Source organism: Streptomyces sp. Pv4-95 (assembly GCF_045782725.1).
Taxonomy (GTDB): domain Bacteria; phylum Actinomycetota; class Actinomycetes; order Streptomycetales; family Streptomycetaceae; genus Streptomyces.
The window spans coordinates 4,434,974-4,456,672 of record NZ_CP127172.1; the positions used below are offsets into that span (position 1 = coordinate 4,434,974).

Here is a 21,699-nt window from a genome sequence, read left to right on the forward strand (position 1 = left end):
TGTCATTAGTACTGCTTCGGCGTGGAACGTGAGGATGGATCGGGTGGGCCGGGCACGCTGTTGGGTATCTGAGGGTACGGACTTTCGAGTCTGGACCTTCGTGATGCCGGCCCCAGTGAACTCGCCTTGTGTGGCGGGGTGATGGGTGGCTGGTCGTTGCTTGAGAACTGCACAGTGGACGCGAGCATCTGTGGCCAAGTTTTTAAGGGCGCACGGTGGATGCCTTGGCACCAGGAACCGATGAAGGACGTGGGAGGCCACGATAGGCCCCGGGGAGCTGTCAACCAAGCTTTGATCCGGGGGTGTCCGAATGGGGAAACCCGGCAGTCGTCATGGGCTGTCACCCGCTGCTGAACACATAGGCAGTGTGGAGGGAACGCGGGGAAGTGAAACATCTCAGTACCCGCAGGAAGAGAAAACAACCGTGATTCCGGGAGTAGTGGCGAGCGAAACCGGATGAGGCCAAACCAGTCACGTGTGATACCCGGCAGGGGTTGCGTGGTTGGGGTTGTGGGAGTTCTCTTTCATCGTCTGCCGGCGATGAGGCAAGTCAGAAACCGTTGGTGTAGGCGAAGGGCATGCGAAAGGCCCGGCGTAGAGGGTAAGACCCCCGTAGCTGAAACATCAACGGCTTGCTTGAGAACCACCCAAGTAGCACGGGGCCCGAGAAATCCCGTGTGAATCTGGCGGGACCACCCGTTAAGCCTAAATATTCCCTGGTGACCGATAGCGGATAGTACCGTGAGGGAATGGTGAAAAGTACCGCGGGAGCGGAGTGAAATAGTACCTGAAACCGTGTGCCTACAAGCCGTGGGAGCGTCGCTGTATGTGCTTGCACATGCAGTCGTGACTGCGTGCCTTTTGAAGAATGAGCCTGCGAGTTTGCGGTATGTTGCGAGGTTAACCCGTGTGGGGAAGCCGTAGCGAAAGCGAGTCCGAATAGGGCGTTGAGTAGCGTGCCCAAGACCCGAAGCGGAGTGATCTAGCCATGGGCAGGTTGAAGCGGAGGTAAGACTTCGTGGAGGACCGAACCCACCAGGGTTGAAAACCTGGGGGATGACCTGTGGTTAGGGGTGAAAGGCCAATCAAACTCCGTGATAGCTGGTTCTCCCCGAAATGCATTTAGGTGCAGCGTCGTGTGTTTCTTGCCGGAGGTAGAGCACTGGATAGGCGATGGGCCCTACCGGGTTACTGACCTTAGCCAAACTCCGAATGCCGGTAAGTGAGAGCGCGGCAGTGAGACTGTGGGGGATAAGCTCCATGGTCGAGAGGGAAACAGCCCAGAGCATCGACTAAGGCCCCTAAGCGTGTGCTAAGTGGGAAAGGATGTGGAGTCGCAGAGACAACCAGGAGGTTGGCTTAGAAGCAGCCATCCTTGAAAGAGTGCGTAATAGCTCACTGGTCAAGTGATTCCGCGCCGACAATGTAGCGGGGCTCAAGCACACCGCCGAAGTCGTGTCATTGCAGTACATACCCCCAACGGGGACTGTGATGGGTAGGGGAGCGTCGTGTGCCGGGTGAAGCAGCCGTGGAAACGAGTTGTGGACGGTTCACGAGTGAGAATGCAGGCATGAGTAGCGATACACACGTGGGAAACGTGTGCGCCGATTGACTAAGGGTTCCTGGGTCAAGCTGATCTGCCCAGGGTAAGTCGGGACCTAAGGCGAGGCCGACAGGCGTAGTCGATGGACAACCGGTTGATATTCCGGTACCCGCTTTGAAGCGCCAAACATTGAATCAGGCGATGCTAAGTCCGTGAAGCCGGCCTGGAGTCTTCGGACAAAGGGACGTGGTGGAGCCGACGAACCAGACTTGTAGTAGGTGAGTGATGGGGTGACGCAGGAAGGTAGTCCAGCCCGGGCGGTGGTTGTCCCGGGGTAAGGGTGTAGGCCGTGTGGTAGGTAAATCCGTCACACGTTAAGGCTGAGACCTGATGCCGAGCCGATTGTGGCGAAGTGGATGATCCTATGCTGTCGAGAAAAGCCTCTAGCGAGTTTCATGGCGGCCCGTACCCTAAACCGACTCAGGTGGTCAGGTAGAGAATACCGAGGCGTTCGGGTGAACTATGGTTAAGGAACTCGGCAAAATGCCCCCGTAACTTCGGGAGAAGGGGGGCCATTTCTGGTGATCCGATTTACTCGGTGAGCTGGGGGTGGCCGCAGAGACCAGCGAGAAGCGACTGTTTACTAAAAACACAGGTCCGTGCGAAGCCGTAAGGCGATGTATACGGACTGACGCCTGCCCGGTGCTGGAACGTTAAGGGGACCGGTTAGTCACATTTCGGTGTGGCGAAGCTGAGAACTTAAGCGCCAGTAAACGGCGGTGGTAACTATAACCATCCTAAGGTAGCGAAATTCCTTGTCGGGTAAGTTCCGACCTGCACGAATGGCGTAACGACTTCTCGACTGTCTCAACCATAGGCCCGGTGAAATTGCACTACGAGTAAAGATGCTCGTTTCGCGCAGCAGGACGGAAAGACCCCGGGACCTTTACTATAGCTTGATATTGGTGTTCGGTTCGGCTTGTGTAGGATAGGTGGGAGACTTTGAAGCAGCCACGCCAGTGGTTGTGGAGTCATTGTTGAAATACCACTCTGGTCGTGCTGGATGTCTAACCTGGGTCCGTGATCCGGATCAGGGACAGTGTCTGGTGGGTAGTTTAACTGGGGCGGTTGCCTCCTAAAGAGTAACGGAGGCGCCCAAAGGTTCCCTCAGCCTGGTTGGCAATCAGGTGTTGAGTGTAAGTGCACAAGGGAGCTTGACTGTGAGACTGACGGGTCGAGCAGGTACGAAAGTAGGGACTAGTGATCCGGCGGTGGCTTGTGGAAGCGCCGTCGCTCAACGGATAAAAGGTACCCCGGGGATAACAGGCTGATCTTCCCCAAGAGTCCATATCGACGGGATGGTTTGGCACCTCGATGTCGGCTCGTCGCATCCTGGGGCTGGAGTCGGTCCCAAGGGTTGGGCTGTTCGCCCATTAAAGCGGTACGCGAGCTGGGTTTAGAACGTCGTGAGACAGTTCGGTCCCTATCCGCTGTGCGCGTAGGAGTATTGAGAAGGGCTGTCCCTAGTACGAGAGGACCGGGACGGACGAACCTCTGGTGTGCCAGTTGTCCTGCCAAGGGCATGGCTGGTTGGCTACGTTCGGAAAGGATAACCGCTGAAAGCATCTAAGCGGGAAGCCTGCTTCGAGATGAGTACTCCCACCCCCTTTGAGGGGTTAAGGCTCCCAGTAGACGACTGGGTTGATAGGCCAGATATGGAAGACCGGTAACGGTTGGAGTTGACTGGTACTAATAGGCCGAGGGCTTGTCCTCAGTTGCTCGCGTCCACTGTGTAGGTTCTGAAGTAACGACCTGTGTTTTTGCCGGGTTGGTTAACTTCATAGTGTTTCGGTGGTCATTGCGTTAGGGAAACGCCCGGTTACATTTCGAACCCGGAAGCTAAGCCTTTCAGCGCCGATGGTACTGCAGGGGGGACCCTGTGGGAGAGTAGGACGCCGCCGAACAATCTTTGTGTGTAAGCCCCGTGGGAACTTCGGTTCCTGCGGGGCTTACACGCGTTTCCAGCACGCTCGCTACCCTCGGGGTATGCGCTACGACCTGGTCATATTCGACAACGACGGCGTGCTCGTGGACAGCGAGCCCCTTTCCAACCGGACTCTCGCCGCGTACCTCACCGAAGTGGGCCACCCCACCACCTACGAGGACTCGTTGCGCGACTACATGGGCTCCGCCATGCACCGCATCCACGAGATCGTCCTCGAACGGTCGGGCCGGCGGCTGCCGGCGGACTTCGACGAGATCTTCCATTCGCGGGTGTTCGAGGAATTCCGCCTCCACCTGGAGCCGGTACCGGGTGTCAGCGAGGTCCTGGAGAAGCTCGCGGCGGACGGGGTGCCTTACTGCGTCGGCTCGTCGGGGAGTCACGAGCGCATCCGGGTGGCCCTGCACAAGACGGGGCTGTTCGCGCGGTTCGGGGACGAGCGGATCTTCTCGTCGCAGGATGTCGGGCGGGGCAAGCCGGAGCCGGACCTCTTCCTTTACGCCGCGCGGCAGATGGGTGTGCCGCCCGAGCGGTGTGCGGTCGTCGAGGACAGCCCGTTGGGGGTGCAGGCGGCCGTCGCGGCGGGAATGGACGTCTACGGTTTCACGGCGATGACGTCAGGGGCGAAGCTCGCCGGAGCCACCGCGCTGTTCTCCGACATGGCGGAACTGCCGCACCTGCTGGCGTAGCCGCGCGGGCGACCGCCTCGGACGACCGTCGGCTCACCCGTCGTGCGTCAGTCGGAATTGGTGAAGTGATCCATCTACCCAGCGGTAGCGGGGAGTTCTAGGCTGAGCGGCCATGACGGCCCCTCGGGTACCAGGAGCGCAGCTGCGGCACGGCCGGATCTCGCTCGCTCTGAGCTTTTTCATCCAGGGGGCGGTCTTCGCCCTCCTCGTGACCCGAATACCTGCGATCCAGGACCGCTACGGCATCTCGGACGGGTTGTTGCCGGCGTTCCTGGCGGCTGTGCCGGTGCTGGCCGGGGTCGGCAGTGTCGCCACCGAGCACCTGGTGAAGCGGGTCCGGCCGAGTGTGGTGCTGCGGAGCGCGCAGCCCGTGGTGTGTCTGGCGCTGCTGGCCGCCGGGTCCGTCGGCTCGATGGGGCAGGTCGCGGTGGCGCTGGCGGTGTTCGGGCTGTCCGTGGGGGCGTTGGACGCCTCGATGAACATGCTCGGGGTGAGCCTGCAGCGGGCGTACGGGCGGAGCATCATGCTGGGCTTCCACGCCGCGTACAGCCTGGGCGGCATCGTGGGGGCCTCGCTGGCCTGGGCCGGGGCGTACTGGCAGCTGTCGCTCGCGGTCCTCTACGGGCCGGTGGTGGCCGTTCTGGTGCCGCTCGCGCTGGTCGTGGGCCGGTGGTTCGTGGACCGGGAGGGTGCCGGACCCGATCCGGGGACGGATGTCCCTCCGGCGTCCGGTGCCGCGTCGTCCGGCGGGCCGGTCGCGATGAGGTTGCTGTGGCCGCTGTGCATGGTGATGGCGTTCGCGTACATCGGGGATTCGACGGTCTCCAACTGGAGCGCGAAGTATCTGCAGGACGTGCTGGGCGGCTCCGAGCAGCTCGCCACCGTCCCGTACAACGTCTACATGGTCACCACCCTGCTGGGACGCGCGGTCGGCGACCTGGGGGTGCGGCGGTTCGGGGCGGCCGCGGTGGTGCGGACCGGGGCCGTGGTGGCCGCGGCCGGGTTCGCGGTGGTGGCGGGCGCGCCGGGGGCGTGGGCCGGCATGGCGGGATTCACACTGTTGGGCCTGGGGCTCTGTGTGATTGTGCCGCAGACGTTCGCGGCGGCGGGGCGGCTGTTCCCGGGGGCTTCGGATACGGCAGTCGCCAGGCTGAACATCTTCAACTATGTCGGTTTTCTGGTCGGTTCTCCTTTGGTGGGGGCTCTGGGCGATGCCTGGAGCTATCGCGGGGCCATGCTCGTCCCGATGGCTCTCGTGCTGGTGACGCTCGTGTATGCCCGTTCGTTCGGTTCTCAACAGGCCCGATACGGTGACAGGCATGAGCGGCCGTGCACAGCTGATGTGGGACGAGGCAGTAACGAGCTATAACTTCGGGCCCGGGCACCCCATGGACCCGGTCCGGCTCGCGCTGACCATGCGCCTGGTGGAGGCGTACGAGCTCGACCGAGGGCCTCTGGAGGTGGTTGCCGCCAAGCCCGCCGGGCAGTCCACCCTGCGGCTGGTGCACCGGGAGGACTACATCGCGGCGGTCCGGGCCGCCTCGGCCGACCCGTCCGTCGCGGATACCGCGTACGGCTTGGGCACCGAGGACGATCCGGCCTTCGCCGGTATGCACGAGGCGTCGGCGCTGATCGCCGGGCAGTCCGTGGGGGCGGCCGAGGCGGTCTGGCGCGGTGACGCGCTGCACGCGGTGAACTTCAGTGGTGGGCTGCACCACGCCATGCCGGGCGGCGCGGCCGGCTTCTGCATCTACAACGACGCCGCGCTGGCGATCGCCCGGCTGCTGGAGCTGGGCGTCGAGCGCGTCGCCTACGTGGATGTGGACGTGCACCACGGCGACGGCGTTCAGGCGGCGTTCTGGGACGACCCGCGGGTCCTGACGATCTCGCTGCACGAGCATCCGCGGACGCTCTTCCCGCAGACCGGCTGGCCGGAGGAGACCGGTGGCGAGGGCGCGGAGGGCAGCGCGGTCAATGTGGCGCTGCCGGCCGGAACCGGGGACGAGGGCTGGCTGCGGGCCTTTCACGCGGTGGTGCCGGAGCTGCTGGGCGCGTTCCGCCCGCAGGTGCTGGTGACGCAGCACGGCGCGGACACCCACTTCGAGGATCCGCTGGCACATCTGGCGGTGAGCCTCGACGCACAGCGGTCGGTGGCGGAGTCCTGCCACGACCTGGCGCACAAGCACGCGGACGGCCGCTGGGTCGCCCTGGGGGGCGGCGGCTACGAGGTGGTGGACGTGGTGCCGCGCAGCTGGACGCATCTGACGGCGATCGCGGCGGGCCGGCCGATCGAGCCGACCTCGATGGTGCCGGAGTCGTGGCGGCACGAAGTGTTCCGCAGGACCCGTCAGTTGGGGCAGCTGCGGATGACGGACGGGCGTACGCCGCAGTGGCGGGACTTCGCCGACGGTGGATACGACCCGGCGGACCGCCTGGACCAGGCGGTGCTGGCGACCCGCCGGGCGGTGTTCCCTTCGCACGGGCTGCTGCCCTGAGGGCTGCCGCCGGAGGGACGGCCGGGTGCCGGCCGTTCACAAGGAGGAGAGCGGGCCCTGCCCGTAGCGCGTGGGCGGCATGGGCGGGCCGGGTACGCGTCCGCGTGCGCTCGGATGTGTGACTACCCGCCGGTTAGGGCATCCGGTAGCCGACCAACGGACCAGCATGAGCGATGTGTTGGGCACCGGGGCGCTGCGCGCGCACCTCATCGAGGCGCGGCTCGCGGGCACGATCGCGACCCTGCGCGAGAAGAGCCTGAGCCGGTACCGGCTCTTCTCGGCGCGTGACCCGCGGGTGCTGCTCGGGCTGGATCCCGTGGGGGACTGGCCGGTTGCGGAAGTACTGCGACTGATGGGGCAGAAGTGCGGTGTTTCGGTCGATCCCGCGCACACTTCCGGCCCCGACATGATCGATCCCGATCGGACGATCGCGGGGTTGGACGGCTTCGCCGACCGGATCGGTGAGGCGGCGGGCAGGCGGACGCCGGTGCTGATCGGCACGGGGCATCCGCACCGTCTGCTGGAGTTCTACGCCGCCCTCGCAGACGCCCTCTCGGCGGCAGGCTGTCCCGTACTCACCCCCGCGTATGGCTGCCGTGTCGACATAGCGACCCGGTTCGGCGTACGTACGCACGCCCTCTCATACGTACGGGGAGTCGCGCTGATGCGCGAGACCGGCGTGCGGGGCGCACCTGGTGAGGGGGGCGTGCACACCCATTCCCCGTTGCCGGTGCGTACCGCTCTCGCGGCCGCGGCGGATGCCGGGGGGCAGCTGCCGGGGCTGGTGATCGGGGATCACGGATGGGTCTGCGGAGCAGGTCAACTGGGCATCGAGGCGATCGGACTGGCGGACACCGACGATCCCGCGCTGTTCGTCGGGCAGGCCGAGGGGCGGGTGTCCGCGGTGGTGCCGCTCGATGACGCCGTGCGGTCCGCGCACTACCGGCCCTTGACGCGCTATGTACTCAATCGGGCGTGTCTGTCACAGTAGGCGCGCTTCGCTGCTCCTCTTCCCCACTCGCATCACCCGCCCCTAAATTGGGGAGTGAGCGCATAGCGACGAAGAGTCACCGGAGGGGAAGCCGGTGCCCGTCTTGTGCGGAAGGTGCAGGTGTGTCATGGCCGCAGACCAGAGGCCTCTGAACGAGGTCGTGTTTCTGACAGTGGCGGAAGTCGCCACGGTGATGCGAGTGTCGAAGATGACCGTGTACCGCTTGGTGCACAGCGGTCATCTGCCGGCGATCCGGGTGGGCAGGTCCTTCCGGGTTCCGGAGCAGGCGGTGCACGACTACCTCCGTGAGTCCTATGTGGGGGTGGAATCGGCCTGAGGGGCCCCCTCGGACCCTCGGATTACGCCGTACGCCCGGCGCCGGGTAGGCTGGCCCGATGTAGGTAGTGTGGGCTCGGACGCCCCGCACCGAGTGATTCGAAGTTAGCGAGGGTAGTCGTGGGCTCTGTTATCAAGAAGCGGCGCAAGCGGATGGCCAAGAAGAAGCACCGCAAGCTGCTCAAGCGCACCCGTGTTCAGCGTCGTAACAAGAAGTAAGCGACGCTGATCGCGAATTCGCAGCCCCCCACCACACACCTGTGGTGGGGGGCTGCGGTGCTGTGTGGGCCGTACGGGCGGTGCTCGGGGCGGGAAATGTGGTGGACGGCATCGTGGGGTCATCACAGCGCAACACCGACCCGATAGCGTGGCGCGTACAACTCGGCTCAGGCGGACGTCGAGGGGCGAAGGAAGGGCTGATCTTGGGCAAGGTCGTGCTCGTCACGGGAGTCGCGCGGCAGTTGGGCGGCCGGTTCGTACGCCGCATCCAGCGTGATCCCGACGTCGACCGGGTGATCGGGGTCGATGCCGTGGCACCGGAGCACCATCTGGGCGGCGCCGAATTCCTCAAGGCCGACATCCGGCATCCGGCGATCGCGAGAGTCCTGGCCGAGACGGGCGTCGACACCGTGGTGCACATGGACATCAACGGCACGCCGCTGGGCAGCCGTGGTGGCCGTGCCTCGGTGAAAGAGACCAATGTCATCGGGACCATGCAGCTCCTCGGAGCCTGCCAGAAGGCCCCGAACGTGCGGCGGCTGGTCATCAAGTCCACCACCAGCGTCTACGGCTCCGCGCCCCGCGACCCGGCGGTGTTCACCGAGACCACACCGCCCAAGTCGCTGCCGAGCGGCGGCTTCGCCAAGGACGCCGTGGAGGTCGAGGGGTACGTACGGGGCTTCGCGCGGCGCCGGCCCGATGTGGCGGTGTGCGTGCTGCGCTTCGCCAACATCCTTGGGCCGTCGGCGGACTCCCCGCTCGCCGAGTACTTCTCGCTGCCGGTCCTGCCCACGGTTTTCGGCTACGACCCGCGGCTGCAGTTCCTGCACGAGGACGACGCCATCGAGGTGCTGCGCATCGCGGCCTCCGAGCCGCTTCGTGGCACGCTCAACAGCGGCACGTTCAACATCGCCGGAGCGGGCGTCCTGCTGCTCTCGCAGACCTCACGGCGTCTCGGGCGGCCCACGCTGCCGCTGTTCCTGCCGACGGTGACGTGGGCCGGTACGGCGCTGCGCTCCGTCGGTATCACCGACTTCTCCCCGGAACAGATCCGGATGCTGACGCACGGCAGAGTCGTCCAGACGACGCAGATGCGCGAGACACTGGGGTTCCACCCGCAGTACACGACGGCGGAGACCTTCGCGGAATTCGCCCGCAGCCGCGGACCCGGGCTGGTGCCGCCCGAGTCCCTCGCCCGCACCGTCGACCGGCTCGCCGGCGTGCTGCCCGCACGCGGCGGCCCGACCCAGTGAGGAGTTCACCCACCATGGCGGACGCCAAGGTCATTCCTTTCGGCGAGGAGCCTCGGGCGCGCAGAAAGGCCAGGCGAGCCGTGCGCGAGGGGCGTAAGGCGGGCCTGGTGCCCGTGCCGGAGGCGCGGTCCGGTCCCGAGGGGCCGGTGCCGCCCGAGCGGCCCGCCGTCGCGCGGACGCTGGACGAGCGGATCGCGGGCGGGCTGAACTTCCTGCGCCGGCGGATCACGGGCGACTACGAGGTCGACGACTTCGGCTACGACGAGGAACTCACCGACCAGGTGCTGATGTCGGTGCTGCGGCCGCTGGCCGACAAGTACTTCCGGGTCGAGGTGAAGGGCATCGAGAACATCCCGTCCGAGGGCGGGGCGCTCGTCGTCGCCAACCACTCCGGGACGCTGCCGCTGGACGGGCTGATGCTGCAGGTCGCCGTGCACGACAACCACCCGGCCCGGCGCCACCTCCGTCTCCTGGCCGCCGACCTGGTGTTCGTGCTGCCGGTGATAAACGAGCTGGCCCGCAAGGCAGGGCACACCCTCGCCTGCGCGGAGGACGCGCAGCGGCTCCTGGAGCGCGGTGAGATCGTCGGGGTGATGCCGGAGGGCTTCAAGGGCATCGGGAAGCCCTTCGCGGACCGCTACAAGCTCCAGCGCTTCGGGCGGGGCGGCTTCGTCTCGACGGCGCTGACCGCAGGTGTGCCGATCGTGCCGTGCTCGATCGTGGGTGCGGAGGAGATCTATCCCATGATCGGCAACGCCAAGACCCTGGCGCGGGTGCTCGGGCTGCCGTACTTCCCGATCACGCCGACGTTCCCGTGGCTGGGCCCGCTCGGGGGCGTGCCGCTGCCGACGAAGTGGACGATCCAGTTCGGTGAGCCGATTCCGACGGACGGCTATCCGCCGGAGGCGGCCGACGATCCGATGCTGATGTTCAACCTGACCGATCAGGTGCGCGAAACGATTCAGCACACGCTGTACAAGCTGCTCGTGCAGCGACGCTCGGTGTTCTTCTAGGAAGTCGAAGAACACCGAGCGCCGGCTCGGGGACTTGCCGGGGCCCGCTCCGCGCGGACCCGCCGGGGCGGACCTCTTACTTCGGGAGGTCCTCGCCGTCGATGCCCAGGCCGGGAAGGAGCCCTGGGATCAGCGGCGGGAGGGTGACATCGGGCGCGTCGGGCGCGTCCTTGCCGTTGCCGTCGGGGCTGGGGCTGCCGCCCTTGGACGGCCGGCCCAGCAGGCCGCCGGTGTTGCCGCCGAGCAGGCCGTCGTCCTCGGACGGTGAGGCCGACGGGCGCGGAGCGTGGCCACCGCTGCCGTGCTTGCCGGAGGCGGATTTGCTGCCCGAAGGAGCCGGCCGGTCGCTGTGGTCCGATCCGGTGCCCGAGGTGCCGGGCGCCTCCTTGTGCGGATGCTTGCCGCCCGGGGTGGCCGGCAGCAACGAGCGCAGCGGTCCGACCTCTTCGTCTATGGCGTCGAAGACCGAGCTGACCTGATCGCGGACATCCGTGAGCTGAACCGGGAGCCGGTCGCGCAGCCGCGACCAACTGTCGCGATGCGACTTGGTGAAGGAGTTCAGCGCCTGGATGGGGCCGAGCGAGCCGTCGCGCTCGTAGGCGGCGTGCAGCAGGCGATGTCCCTCCCCGGCGTCGTGCCGGACCCCGGAGAGTGCCTTGCGGACCTCGCCGATGGACTCGTGGTCGAGGTCGGCGACCCGTCCGCGCTCCATCAGGCGCCGGGCCTCCATCATGCGTGTCGACGCCTGGTCGAGGTAGAGCTGTCCGCGGTCGGACTCCTCCTCGGTCATGCCGAGTTTGAGGTCCTCCATTCCGCGTTTGAGGCCGTAGAGCGAATCGCCCGGTAGGGCGTCCGAACTGGCCGCCGCGACGCCGCCGAAGGCTCCGGCGGCGACGCCGACCGTCAGTCCGCCCGCGGCCAGCCCCTTGGAGAGGCGGGAGCGCGGGCGCAGCCGGCCGATCGACGGGGCCGCGCGGTGCGCCCCCTTGGAACTGCGCTGCTCGGGCACCCTGGTGTCGTCGGACGGAGCGCCTTCGGCGAAGGCGGCCTCCATCGCGGCGACGAGTTGGGCGCGCTGGACAGTCTTGACCTCGGTTGCCATCTCCGGCTTCGGGAGTTCCCCGAGGCCGTCGGCAACCGCCAACAGTCGTGCTTCTCCCGGCGTTTGCGCCGGATTGTCGACCTGGTCCTCGGCCGCCGCGCCCTCAAGGACCTGCTCCTCCAGGGCCTGGGCGAAGGCGTTGGCCCGCCGGTGCACCGAGACATTCGCGATCACGGGCGGCACCTCCTCTCGTCATCCCGCTCGACTCCCCGGACTGGCTTTGACTGTCCAGACGGACCGGACGGTTGCACGCCGATATCCGCGGCCACTCGAACGAGTGAGAGGCAGCGGGCATGGCGTGACCGCATGGAGCCTGCATCCCGCACAACGAGCGGCGCGGCACTCGGGTTACGCACTCACGATGATGTGACCGACCGGTCATGATAGGTCACGGAACGTGAGGGCAGGTGGGCGTGCGGGGGGTCGGTAAAGGATGGTTTGTCGGGGTCAGCGGGCGTCTTCGGGGAGCAGTCGGGCGAGGGTGCGGACCGCACGGTATTGGAGCGTCTTGATCGCCCCCTCGTTCTTGCCCATGACGCGGGCGGTCTCGGCGACCGAGAGGCCCTGCAGGAAGCGAAGCGTGACGCATTCCTGTTGTTGGGGGTTGAGCTTGCGTACCGCCTCCAACAGGGCGGCGTTGGAAAGGGATTCGAGGACCGAGTCCTCGGGGCTGCGCTCGACCTCGTTGGCGTCGAGCATCTCCCCGGTGGTGACTTCCAGGCGGAAACGGGAGGACTTGAAGTGGTCGGCCACGAGGTTGCGGGCGATGGTCACCAGCCAGGCGCCGAAGTCACGGCCCTGCCAGGTGAAGGTGCCGATACGGCGCAGGGCGCGCAGGAACGTCTCACTGGTGAGGTCCTCGGCCGTGGCACGGCCGCCCACGCGGTAGTAGATGTAGCGGTAGACCGTGTCGGCGTACTGGTCGTAGAGCCGGCCGAAGGCCTCGGCCTCGCCGGCCTGGGCTCGTTCGACAAGATCCATCATGCGACGGCTGTCGCTGTCGGCGGGGCGACGGGCGGTGGTCGTGCCGGCGCCGGAACGGCGGGTTCTGCCGGCGGCCTTGCCGACCGCAGCACTCCCGTCGGCCAAGGCGTAGCAGGGGCCGGCGGGGACGGCTGAGGCGAATGCGGGGACGGCGTACGCGGTGGGGACAAAACTGCGCAGGTGGTCGACGACTGTCGTACGCAGCGTAGCCAGGCCCGAGGCGTCAACCCCGACGTGTGGGTACACGGGACTCCCAGAGGCAGAGCTTCCATCACGTGCAGTGCGGAACCGTTCACTCGTCGTAGGGACGTGTGGGTTCCGGATTGCGTCTGAGGAGAATAACGCTTCGTACAGGCAGCGCTACACCCAGTTGCTCAAATCATCGATTACTTACGGTCCGTGCCGGGTTGGTGGCAGATCAAGTATCGAATATTGAGCAGCTTTTGATCGGAAGGGAACGCAATCTGCCTGGTTGGAGGGCGTGTTGTGGCTGAGCCGCGGCAATCGGACTGCCCGGGGCGCGGCGGGGGTAGGTGACGAGGATGGCCGCCGCGCCGATTCGTGATCAGGCCTGGTCAGCGGCGGCGGCGTTGCAGCGCGACAGCGGCCGCGGCACCGCCCGCGAGGGCGCCCACGCCGGCCGCCGCCGGGATTCCGATCTTGACCGCCTTGCGGCCTGTTCGGTAATCACGCAGCCGCCAGCCCTGTTCGCGGGCGTGCTTGCGCAGCCGGCTGTCCGGATTGATCGCGTAGGGGTGCCCCACGAGCGACAGCATCGGGATGTCGTTGGCGGAGTCGCTGTAGGCGGCGCAACGCGCGAGGTCGAGCCCTTCGGCGGAGGCGAGGGCTCGGACGGCCTCGGCCTTGGCCGGGCCGTGCAGCGGTTCGCCCACCAATTTGCCGGTGTAGACACCGCCGACGGACTCGGCGACGGTGCCCAGCGCGCCGGTCAGGCCGAGCCTGCGGGCGATGATCGTCGCGGTCTCCACGGGGGCCGCGGTCACCAGCCAGACCTTCTGGCCCGCGTCGAGGTGGGCCTGGGCCAGGGCGCGGGTGCCCGGCCAGACGCGCTCGGCCATGTACTCGTCGTAGATCTCCTCGCCGATGGACATCAGTTCGGCGACGCGGTGGCCCTGGACGATGGACAGCGCGCTGTTGCGGACGTCCGCCATGTGCTCGGGGTTCTCCGAGCCGGCGAGGCGGAAGTAGATCTGCTGCCAGGCGAAGCGGGTCAGATCGCGCTTGTGGAAGAAGTGCCGTTTGTACAGGCCGCGGCCGAAGTGGAAGAGGGCGGCGCCCTGCATGACGGTGTTGTCGAGGTCGAAGAAGGCGGCGGCGGCGACATCCCCGACGACCGGGAACTCGGGCTCTTCCGGTGTCTCCTCGACCTCGGGCAGCTCCTGGGAGGTCTTGCGGGCGGCCTCGGCCGCGGCCTCGCCGGCCAGCACGCTGCGGGCGGTGGCGGCTCGTTTGCGGCGGGTGAACCATCCCGTGGGGAAGTGCATCCCGGAGGAGCTCCTACCGGGGCGGTGGGCGGGCGACGGGTGGGCCATGCGGCTAGCCTAGCCAGTTTGTTCGGTGCAGCCGGTTACGCCTGCATGTCAGGCAAGCACGTCGTCGTCGACGGGCGCGTTAAGGCCATTGCCGGCGGCGCTCCGGAGGGCCGTCCCGGGGGCCGGCACCGGGGGCCGCGGGCGGGGTGGGGCCGTCAGGCGCCCAGGGCGGCGCGCAGACGCGCCGGGTCGACCCGCCAGAAATCGTGCTGGGCGCCGTCGACGAGAACGACGGGAATCTGCTCCCAGTATTTGCGGTGCAGTTCGGCGTCCTCGGTGATGTCCTTCTTCTCCCAGGACGCGCCGGTCTCCGCGCACACGGTCTCGATCACTTTCTGTGCGTCGTCGCACAGATGGCAGCCGGGCTTGCCGATGAGGGTGACCGTGCAATCGGCCGGATTCTTGCGGGTGCGGCGGCTGAAGAGAGGTGCCATGAGGCCATTGTGCCCGGCCTCACGGCGGTTTTGGCGCGTCGTCCGGTCGATTACGATCGGTGGGCGATTTGTAGGTTTCCGGGGGCATGACGGTGAGGAGTGAGGGTGCGTGCTCCCGTCTGTATTGCCGCGATATGAGGGCTGCGCGGGCGAACGGAGTGCCGTGGGAGTTGGTTCCGCGCACACCGGGAAAAGCCGCGTGACCCCGGTCACTTTGGGCGGACAAAACGGACACCATCTTTGTGCACGCGTTCACAAAGACATAGCCTGCTGTGGACGGGGCGGTCGGGGGACGTACGGCCGCCCGCAGCCCCGCTCTACCCGCAGGAGCACCGTGGCAACTGGCCGAACTCACCGACCGGCGACCCGAAGCCGAGGCATCCCCGAGGCCACCGTCGCCCGGCTTCCGCTGTATCTGCGCGCCCTGACCGCGCTCTCCGAGCGTTCGGTCCCCACGGTCTCGTCCGAGGAGCTGGCGGCCGCGGCGGGGGTCAACTCCGCGAAGCTGCGCAAGGACTTTTCCTACCTCGGCTCCTACGGGACGCGCGGCGTCGGCTACGACGTGGAGTACCTCGTCTACCAGATCTCGCGCGAGCTGGGACTGACGCAGGACTGGCCCGTCGTGATCGTCGGTATCGGTAACCTCGGCGCCGCGCTCGCCAACTACGGCGGCTTCGCCTCCCGCGGATTCCGGGTGGCCGCGCTGATCGACGCCGATCCGGCCATGGCGGGCAAGCCGGTCGCCGGCATCGCGGTGCAGCACACCGACGAGCTGGAACACATCATCGACGACAACGGCGTCTCGATCGGCGTCATCGCGACGCCGGCGGGCGCGGCCCAGCAGGTCTGCGACCGCCTGGTCGCCGCCGGGATCACGTCGATTCTGAACTTCGCGCCGACCGTGCTGACCGTCCCGGACGGGGTGGACGTGCGGAAGGTCGACCTGTCCATAGAGCTGCAGATCCTCGCCTTCCACGAGCAGCGCAAGGCGGGCGAGGACGCCGCGCAGGACGGTGGCCCGCCGGCCCCCGTCTCGCGCGCCGCCGCCGCGGCCGACCGCAAGGGACCGGACGGGGACGTGCCCGCCGTGATGCCGGCATGAGCGAGCGCAACGAGCGACTGAGGGAAACGCGCGGCACCGGCGAGAGCTGTACCGCGCGGGGTGAGGTGCGAGCATGAGCCTCCTTGTTGTCGGGCTGAGCCACCGCAGCGCGCCGGTCAGCGTGCTGGAGCGGGCCGCGCTCGCCCCCGAGGCGCGCGGCAAGCTGCTGCAGGACGCGGTGTCGACCGAGCCGGCCGGCGAGTGCGCGGTGCTCTCCACCTGCAACCGCATCGAGCTCTACGCCGACGTGGACAAGTTCCACGCCGGGGTCGCCGAGCTGTCCACCCTGCTGGCCCGCCACAGCGGCGCCGGTCTGGAGGAGCTCACCCCTTATCTGTACGTCCACTACGAGGACCGCGCCGTCCACCACCTCTTCTCGGTGGCCTGCGGCCTGGACTCGATGGTCGTCGGCGAGGGCCAGATCCTCGGCCAGATCAAGGACGCGCTGGCCGTCGCCCAGGAGCAGCACACGGCCGGCCGCCTGCTGAACGACCTGTTCCAGCAGGCCCTGCGGGTCGGCAAGCGCGCCCACAGCGAGACCGGCATCGACAAGGCCGGCCAGTCGCTGGTCACCTTCGGCCTGGAGCAGCTCGCGGGCGGCACGGACGTCGAGACGTGGGCCAAGGGCAAGCGGGCGCTGGTGATCGGCGCCGGTTCGATGTCCTCGCTGGCCGCCACCACCCTCGTACGCGCCGGCATCGGCGACCTCGCGGTCGCCAACCGGACCGTGGAGCGCGCCGAGCGGCTCACCCAGATCCTGACCGAGCCGGGCGGCCCCGGTGCCGCGAACGGCCTGACCGCGCGCGCCGTGGCGATGACCGCCGTCGAGGACGAGCTGTCCCGGGCCGACGTCGTCGTCTCCTGCACCGGCGCCACCGGCCTGGTCCTCGCCGGCCTCGTGGTCGCCGCCGCGCTCGCCGAGCGGGAGGCCCCGCTGGCGCTGCTGGACCTGGCGATGCCGCGCGACATCGACGCCGCCATCCACCGGATCGACGGCGCGCACCTCGTCGACATCGAGTCGCTGGCCGACGCGTCCGCGGACGCGCCGATGGCGGCCGACGTGGACCAGGTGCGCGGCATCGTCTCCGACGAGGTCGCCGCGTTCGGCGCCGCGCAGCGGGCCGCGCACATCACCCCCACCGTGGTCGCGCTGCGCACCATGGCGGCGGATGTCGTCGCGGGCGAGATCGCCCGGCTCGACGGCCGCCTCCCCGACCTTGACGACAAGCAGCGCGCGGAGATCACCCAGACCGTGCGCCGCGTCGTCGACAAACTCCTGCACGCGCCCACCGTGCGGGTCAAGCAGCTCGCGAGCGAGCCCGGCGGTGCCGGGTACGCGGACGCGCTGCGGGAACTCTTCGACCTCGACCCCCAGACGGTCGCCGCCGTCAGCAGGGCCGACACGCGGGCCGACAGGCACGATGCAGCACGGGAGCGGGCATGACTGACAGCACTATGAGGGCCCTGAGACTGGGCACGCGGCGAAGCAAGCTCGCGATGGCCCAGTCCGGACAGGTCGCCGAGGCGGTGCGCGAGCTGACGGGTCGCCCCGTCGAGCTGGTGGAGATCACCACCTACGGCGACACCTCCCGCGAGCACCTCGCGCAGATCGGCGGCACCGGCGTGTTCGTCTCCGCCCTGCGCGACGCACTGCTCGCAGGGGAGATCGACTTCGCCGTCCATTCGCTCAAGGACCTGCCCACGGCGCAGCCCGAGAACCTGACCCTGGCCGCCGTTCCGGTGCGCGAGGACCCCAGGGACGCGCTGATCGCCAGGGACGGGCTGACCTTCGAGGAACTCACCGCGTCCCCGGACCGGGTGGCACGGATAGGCACCGGCTCGCCGCGCCGCATGGCGCAGCTCAACGCCTGGGCCAGGTCGCTCGGCCGGCAGGTGGAGACGGTGCCGATACGCGGCAACATCGACACCCGGATCGGCTTCGTCACCAAGGGCGAGCTGGACGGTGTCGTACTGGCCGCCGCCGGACTCACCCGGATCGGCCGGATCGACGAGGCGACGCAGCTGCTGTCGCCCGACGTGGTTTTGCCCGCCCCCGGCCAGGGGGCACTGGCGATCGAGTGCGCTGCGTCCAACGCAGACCTCGCCGCCCTGCTCGCCGAGCTCGACGACCCGTTCACCCGGGCCGCCGTGACCGCCGAGCGTTCCCTGCTCGCCGCCCTGGAGGCCGGCTGCTCCGCACCTGTGGGTGCGCTGGCCGACCTTTCCCCAAGCTCTCGACTTCGTTCGAGCAGGGGAGACCCCAAGGCTGACGAGCAGGCTGTCACCGAAATGCACCTGCGCGGCGTCGTCGGCACGACCGACGGCAGCGCGCTGGTGCAGCTGTCCACCACCGGGCACGTACCCGCCTCTCCCGACGATGTGTCGACCCCGCAGGACATGGGTCGCGAACTCGCCGCCGAGATGCTCGCAAAGGGTGCGGCCGGTCTTATGGGGGAGCGAGCACTTTGAACCCCACCGCCCCGAACCACTCCGCCTCCGGTCAGGTCACCTTCCTGGGTGCCGGGCCGGGAGACCCGGGTCTGCTGACGCTGCGTGCCGTGGAGGCGCTGGCCACCGCGGACGTGCTGATCGCCGACCCGCAGGTGCTGGACGTCGTCCGCGTGCATGCGCGGGCACAGGTCGACACACCACTGCAGACGTCAGCTGACGAGGCATCAATTACCGGCGCCTCCACCGACGTTTCGCCCCTGCGGGACACCGCCAATCTTGTCATGGCGGCCGCCCGCGCGGGCAAGCGGGTGGTGCGAGCCGTCGCCGGTGACCCCGGCCTCGACGGGTACGTCGCCGAGGAGATGCTGGCGTGCGCCGCCGAGGGCATCGTCTTCGAGGTCGTGCCCGGCGTCGCCGCCGCGGTCGGCGTGCCCGCGTACGCCGGTGTGCCGCTGCGCGACGCGCAGGGCACGGACGTGCGCTTCGTCGACGCCCGCAGCGCCGACGACCGCTGCTGGACCGAGCTCGGCGCCAGCGACGCGACCGCGGTCGTCACCACCACGCTGGACTCGGTGGCCGCGGCCGCCGGGGAGCTGGTGGCCGCCGGGCGCAAGCCCGACACCCCGCTGACCGTCACGGTCGCCGGCACCACCACCCGGCAGCGCACCTGGAACGCGACCCTCGGGTCCGTCGCACAGGTGCTCAAGGCCGCCAAGGTGCTGCCCTCGCCCGACGGCGGCCAGCCGGTCATAGCCGTGGTCGGTGAGCGCAGCGCCGCAGCGCAGCGTGACCAGCTGTCGTGGTTCGAGTCCAAGCCGCTCTTCGGCTGGCGGGTGCTCGTGCCGCGGACGAAGGAGCAGGCCGCGTCGCTCTCCGACCAGCTGGTCTCCTACGGCGGGGTGCCGCACGAGGTGCCGACGATCGCCGTGGAGCCGCCGCGCACCCCGCAGCAGATGGAGCGCGCGGTCAAGGGCCTGGTCACCGGCCGCTACGAGTGGATCGCCTTCACCTCGGTCAACGCCGTCAAGGCCGTCCGGGAGAAGTTCGAGGAGTACGGCCTGGACGCCCGCGCGTTCGCCGGGATCAAGGTCGCCGCGGTTGGCGAGCAGACCGCCAAGGCGCTGGTCGCCTTCGGTGTGAAGCCCGACCTGGTGCCCTCCGGCGAGCAGTCGGCCGCCGGCCTCCTGGAGGACTGGCCGCCCTACGACCCGGTCTTCGACCCGATCGACAGGGTGTTCCTGCCGCGCGCCGACATCGCCACCGAGACCCTGGTGGCCGGTCTGATCGAGCTGGGCTGGGAGGTCGACGACGTCACCGCCTACCGGACGGTGCGCGCGTCGCCGCCGCCGGCCGAGACCCGCGAGGCGATCAAGGGTGGCGGTTTCGACGCGGTGCTCTTCACGTCGTCGAGCACGGTGCGCAACCTCGTCGGTATCGCGGGCAAGCCGCACAACGTGACGGTGATCGCCTGTATCGGTCCGGCCACGGCGAAGACCGCCGAGGAGCACGGGCTGCGCGTGGACGTCATGTCGCCGGAGCCTTCGGTGCACAAGCTGGCCGAGGCCCTCGCGGACTTCGGTGCGGCGCGGCGCGATGCCGCGATCGACGCCGGGGACCCGGTCACCCGGCCCAGCGAGCGGCGGCCCGGGTCGCGGAGACGCGCCCGTAGCTGAGTCAGGACGTTCGGTTCTCGTCAGAAGGGCGCCCCTTGGGGGCGCCCTTCTGCGTCACCGCTCGGCGGCGTACGGGATGAATTCGGCCCAGGCGGCGGGGGCGAAGGCGAGCCGGGGGCCGTCGGGGGTCTTGGAGTCGCGGATGTGGACCCGGCCAGGGGACTTCGCCATCTCAACGCACTCGCTGCTGTTGCTGCTGTCGCTGTAGCTGCTCTTGAACCAATGCAGCGCGGCGGCGCCTCCGGCAGATGCTTTGCGCATCATGTCTCTCCCAGCACTCGCTCGATGTAGGCCCGTGACTCCCTGGGCGTGAGAGCCTGGGCCCGGATCATGCCATACCGCAGCTCAAGGATCCGGAGCTGTTTCGGGTCGGAGATGGCGCGACCGGCGAATGCCCCTTCGCAGCGCCCCATCGCCGATCCGTCCCCGAACTTCAGCACCTGTGTCTCTCCCTGCATTCCGGCGTGCTCCTCGCGGGCGGTCGGCATGATCTGGATCGTGACGTTCCGCAACTGCCCCACTTCCAGGAGGCGTTCGAGCTGTCGCCTTAGCACCATTCTGCCCCCGAGGGGGCGGCGCAGCGTCACCTCTTCTTGGACAAAGCTCAGCGCAGGAGAGGGGGATCGATCGAAGATTGACCGCCTGGCTACGCGGCCGGCGACCGCCCTTTCGATCTCGTCCTGCTCGTACGCGGGCTGCCGCATCTCGAAGAGTGCTCGCGCATATTCATCCGTCTGCAAAAGCCCGTGCAGATTGTGGTCTCCGTACGCAAGTAGCTCGACCGCCTTGGCCTCCAGCTTCGCCAAGTCCCGCACCTTCTTCGGGTACCTGGCCTCCGCCACATCCCGTTTCATGGCGGCCAACTTGCCGCCCGCCCGCAGCACTTCGTCCGCCCTGTCCAAGAGCTCCGGCCGGGGGATCCGGCGTCCGCCTTCCACCTTGTAGATCAGGTCTTCCCCGTACCCGATCGCCGCTCCGAGTTCGCAGGCCCGCAGGCCGGCCGCCTCGCGCCATGCCTTGAGCTGGCGGCCGACCGTCGCGACCACCGCCGCCCCCGACTCGTCGTCCGGATCGACGTCCCAGCCCGGCTCGTCCGCCCCGCTCTCCGTGTTCTCGCCGCCCACGCCGTCCACGCTGTCCACGCCCATCCGCGACCACCTCCGAGATGCCGTTCCCGTTCAACTCCCACCCGCCGTGCAGCGTCACTCCGGACAGCCGGGACAGCGCTGGACAAGCCCGGGACAGTCTCCGTACGCACGGGCGTCAGCGCTTCTCAGTGTGCACAGGAGTCGCCACGCTGAGTGACATGAAGCAAGAAGTCGCCGTATCCGGCACCAGTACGCGGCAGTTCGCCGTCCAGCTCTCCGCCACCCGCAGAGGTGCCCGGCTCGCCCGGCTGCTCGCCACGGAGCAACTCCGCTCCTGGGGGCTCCCGTTGGAAGCCGCCGCCCTTGTCGTCGCCGAACTCGCCGCCAACGCCGCGCTCCACGGACGCGTACCGGGGCGGGACTTCCGGCTCAGGCTCGCCGTCCACGGCCACACGCTCCGTATCGAGGTGACCGACGCCCGAGGTGACCGGCTGCCTGTCCGTCCACCGGTCACCTGCGGCTGTCCGGCAGAGTCCGGCTACGGGCTGCTGCTCGTGGCGGAGTTGGCGGACCGGTGGGGTGTCGAGGACGGGCCGGGGCCGTGCAAGACGGTCTGGGCGGAACTCGATTTCGGCCCCGGTCTCTGACCGTCCGGCCGGAGGCCGGAAACCCGGGATCCGGTGGTCCGGGCGGCGGCAGGGCGGGCGGTCAAGAAGAAAGAACCAGGGGAAAGAACCTTCCAAACCAACCAAACCCCGGATTCGTCACCCA

19 protein-coding genes and 2 rRNA genes are annotated in these 21,699 nt (G+C 68.1%); 15 read left to right on the forward strand and 6 right to left on the reverse strand.

Going from position 1 to position 21,699, the window contains the following annotated elements; all coding sequences use genetic code 11:
• Positions 1 to 192: 192 nt before the first annotated feature.
• From QOM21_RS19400 to QOM21_RS19445, 10 genes are all read left to right on the forward strand, one after another.
• Positions 193 to 3,316, forward strand: a 23S ribosomal RNA gene (locus QOM21_RS19400).
• A gap of 74 nt (positions 3,317 to 3,390) precedes the next feature.
• Positions 3,391 to 3,507, forward strand: a 5S ribosomal RNA gene (rrf, locus tag QOM21_RS19405).
• 82 nt (positions 3,508 to 3,589) lie between these two features.
• Positions 3,590 to 4,234, forward strand: a complete 645-nt coding sequence (locus tag QOM21_RS19410) for an HAD family hydrolase (protein ID WP_407551762.1) — start codon at positions 3,590 to 3,592, stop codon at positions 4,232 to 4,234.
• A gap of 112 nt (positions 4,235 to 4,346) precedes the next feature.
• Complete coding sequence (locus QOM21_RS19415) at positions 4,347 to 5,603, forward strand: MFS transporter (protein WP_407551764.1); 1,257 nt, start codon at positions 4,347 to 4,349, stop codon at positions 5,601 to 5,603.
• The gene (locus tag QOM21_RS19420; protein WP_407551766.1) at positions 5,554 to 6,729 is read left to right on the forward strand and encodes an acetoin utilization protein AcuC; all 1,176 of its coding nucleotides are present in this window, start codon (positions 5,554 to 5,556) and stop codon (positions 6,727 to 6,729) included. Before QOM21_RS19415 ends, QOM21_RS19420 begins: the two co-directional genes overlap by 50 nt.
• A gap of 175 nt (positions 6,730 to 6,904) precedes the next feature.
• A complete protein-coding gene (locus QOM21_RS19425) occupies positions 6,905 to 7,720 on the forward strand; it encodes a phosphatase (protein ID WP_407555727.1) in 816 nt (271 codons plus the stop codon).
• A gap of 127 nt (positions 7,721 to 7,847) precedes the next feature.
• Positions 7,848 to 8,057 (forward strand): helix-turn-helix domain-containing protein, encoded by a 210-nt coding sequence (locus QOM21_RS19430; protein ID WP_014144137.1) that lies wholly within the window; start codon positions 7,848 to 7,850, stop codon positions 8,055 to 8,057.
• 119 nt (positions 8,058 to 8,176) lie between these two features.
• Positions 8,177 to 8,275, forward strand: a complete 99-nt coding sequence (locus tag QOM21_RS19435; protein WP_003948845.1) for a 30S ribosomal protein bS22 — start codon at positions 8,177 to 8,179, stop codon at positions 8,273 to 8,275.
• 203 nt (positions 8,276 to 8,478) lie between these two features.
• Positions 8,479 to 9,528 (forward strand): NAD-dependent epimerase/dehydratase family protein, encoded by a 1,050-nt coding sequence (locus QOM21_RS19440; RefSeq protein ID WP_407551767.1) that lies wholly within the window; start codon positions 8,479 to 8,481, stop codon positions 9,526 to 9,528.
• A 14-nt stretch (positions 9,529 to 9,542) separates the two neighbouring features.
• Positions 9,543 to 10,541, forward strand: coding sequence for a lysophospholipid acyltransferase family protein (locus tag QOM21_RS19445; RefSeq protein WP_407551769.1), 999 nt, complete (start codon positions 9,543 to 9,545; stop codon positions 10,539 to 10,541).
• Positions 10,542 to 10,617: 76 nt separating this feature from the next.
• On the opposite strand, the gene QOM21_RS19450 is transcribed toward QOM21_RS19445, so the two are convergent.
• The 4 genes from QOM21_RS19450 to QOM21_RS19465 all read right to left on the reverse strand — a co-directional run bounded on the left by QOM21_RS19450 (position 10,618) and on the right by QOM21_RS19465 (position 14,614).
• On the reverse strand, positions 10,618 to 11,817 hold the full coding sequence (locus QOM21_RS19450; protein WP_407551771.1) for a DUF5667 domain-containing protein: 1,200 nt from the start codon (positions 11,815 to 11,817) through the stop codon (positions 10,618 to 10,620).
• 273 nt (positions 11,818 to 12,090) lie between these two features.
• Positions 12,091 to 12,873, reverse strand: a complete 783-nt coding sequence (locus tag QOM21_RS19455) for an ECF subfamily RNA polymerase sigma factor, BldN family (protein WP_407551773.1) — start codon at positions 12,871 to 12,873, stop codon at positions 12,091 to 12,093.
• Positions 12,874 to 13,202: 329 nt separating this feature from the next.
• On the reverse strand, positions 13,203 to 14,132 hold the full coding sequence (locus tag QOM21_RS19460) for an HAD family hydrolase (RefSeq protein WP_407551775.1): 930 nt from the start codon (positions 14,130 to 14,132) through the stop codon (positions 13,203 to 13,205).
• 203 nt (positions 14,133 to 14,335) lie between these two features.
• Positions 14,336 to 14,614, reverse strand: coding sequence for a glutaredoxin family protein (locus tag QOM21_RS19465; RefSeq protein WP_407551777.1), 279 nt, complete (start codon positions 14,612 to 14,614; stop codon positions 14,336 to 14,338).
• A 334-nt stretch (positions 14,615 to 14,948) separates the two neighbouring features.
• Between QOM21_RS19465 and QOM21_RS19470 the strand changes: the two genes are divergently transcribed.
• The 4 genes from QOM21_RS19470 (at position 14,949) to QOM21_RS19485 (ending at position 19,840) form a co-directional block, all read left to right on the forward strand.
• Positions 14,949 to 15,716 (forward strand): redox-sensing transcriptional repressor Rex, encoded by a 768-nt coding sequence (locus QOM21_RS19470; protein WP_407551779.1) that lies wholly within the window; start codon positions 14,949 to 14,951, stop codon positions 15,714 to 15,716.
• Between the two features lie 73 nt (positions 15,717 to 15,789).
• Complete coding sequence (locus QOM21_RS19475) at positions 15,790 to 17,160, forward strand: glutamyl-tRNA reductase (RefSeq protein WP_407551780.1); 1,371 nt, start codon at positions 15,790 to 15,792, stop codon at positions 17,158 to 17,160.
• Positions 17,157 to 18,185 (forward strand): hydroxymethylbilane synthase, encoded by a 1,029-nt coding sequence (gene hemC / locus QOM21_RS19480; RefSeq protein WP_407551782.1) that lies wholly within the window; start codon positions 17,157 to 17,159, stop codon positions 18,183 to 18,185. Before QOM21_RS19475 ends, hemC begins: the two co-directional genes overlap by 4 nt.
• Positions 18,182 to 19,840 (forward strand): uroporphyrinogen-III synthase, encoded by a 1,659-nt coding sequence (locus QOM21_RS19485; RefSeq protein ID WP_407551784.1) that lies wholly within the window; start codon positions 18,182 to 18,184, stop codon positions 19,838 to 19,840. The genes hemC and QOM21_RS19485 overlap by 4 nt, the downstream gene beginning before the upstream one ends.
• A gap of 54 nt (positions 19,841 to 19,894) precedes the next feature.
• On the opposite strand, the gene QOM21_RS19490 is transcribed toward QOM21_RS19485, so the two are convergent.
• Positions 19,895 to 20,104 (reverse strand): DUF397 domain-containing protein, encoded by a 210-nt coding sequence (locus QOM21_RS19490; protein ID WP_407551786.1) that lies wholly within the window; start codon positions 20,102 to 20,104, stop codon positions 19,895 to 19,897.
• Positions 20,101 to 20,988 carry a helix-turn-helix domain-containing protein gene (locus tag QOM21_RS19495; protein WP_407551788.1) on the reverse strand — a complete coding sequence of 296 codons (888 nt, stop codon included), beginning with the start codon at positions 20,986 to 20,988 and terminating at the stop codon, positions 20,101 to 20,103. Before QOM21_RS19495 ends, QOM21_RS19490 begins: the two co-directional genes overlap by 4 nt.
• A gap of 158 nt (positions 20,989 to 21,146) precedes the next feature.
• On the opposite strand from QOM21_RS19495, the gene QOM21_RS19500 reads away from it, so the two are divergent.
• Complete coding sequence (locus QOM21_RS19500; RefSeq protein ID WP_407551791.1) at positions 21,147 to 21,575, forward strand: ATP-binding protein; 429 nt, start codon at positions 21,147 to 21,149, stop codon at positions 21,573 to 21,575.
• Positions 21,576 to 21,699 lie beyond the last annotated feature (124 nt).

Bases quoted from the DNA above. Each gene is read 5' to 3' on its own strand.
- QOM21_RS19410 (WP_407551762.1), top strand. From the start codon at position 3,590: ATGCGCTACGACCTGGTCATATTCGACAACGACGGCGTGCTCGTGGAC.
- QOM21_RS19465 (WP_407551777.1), bottom strand. From the start codon at position 14,614: ATGGCACCTCTCTTCAGCCGCCGCACCCGCAAGAATCCGGCCGATTGC.
- QOM21_RS19415 (WP_407551764.1), top strand. From the start codon at position 4,347: ATGACGGCCCCTCGGGTACCAGGAGCGCAGCTGCGGCACGGCCGGATC.
- QOM21_RS19475 (WP_407551780.1), top strand. From the start codon at position 15,790: ATGAGCCTCCTTGTTGTCGGGCTGAGCCACCGCAGCGCGCCGGTCAGC.
- QOM21_RS19500 (WP_407551791.1), top strand. From the start codon at position 21,147: ATGAAGCAAGAAGTCGCCGTATCCGGCACCAGTACGCGGCAGTTCGCC.
- QOM21_RS19460 (WP_407551775.1), bottom strand. From the start codon at position 14,132: ATGCACTTCCCCACGGGATGGTTCACCCGCCGCAAACGAGCCGCCACC.
- hemC (WP_407551782.1), top strand. From the start codon at position 17,157: ATGACTGACAGCACTATGAGGGCCCTGAGACTGGGCACGCGGCGAAGC.
- QOM21_RS19495 (WP_407551788.1), bottom strand. From the start codon at position 20,988: ATGGGCGTGGACAGCGTGGACGGCGTGGGCGGCGAGAACACGGAGAGC.
- QOM21_RS19490 (WP_407551786.1), bottom strand. From the start codon at position 20,104: ATGATGCGCAAAGCATCTGCCGGAGGCGCCGCCGCGCTGCATTGGTTC.
- QOM21_RS19445 (WP_407551769.1), top strand. From the start codon at position 9,543: ATGGCGGACGCCAAGGTCATTCCTTTCGGCGAGGAGCCTCGGGCGCGC.
- QOM21_RS19430 (WP_014144137.1), top strand. From the start codon at position 7,848: ATGGCCGCAGACCAGAGGCCTCTGAACGAGGTCGTGTTTCTGACAGTG.
- QOM21_RS19420 (WP_407551766.1), top strand. From the start codon at position 5,554: ATGAGCGGCCGTGCACAGCTGATGTGGGACGAGGCAGTAACGAGCTAT.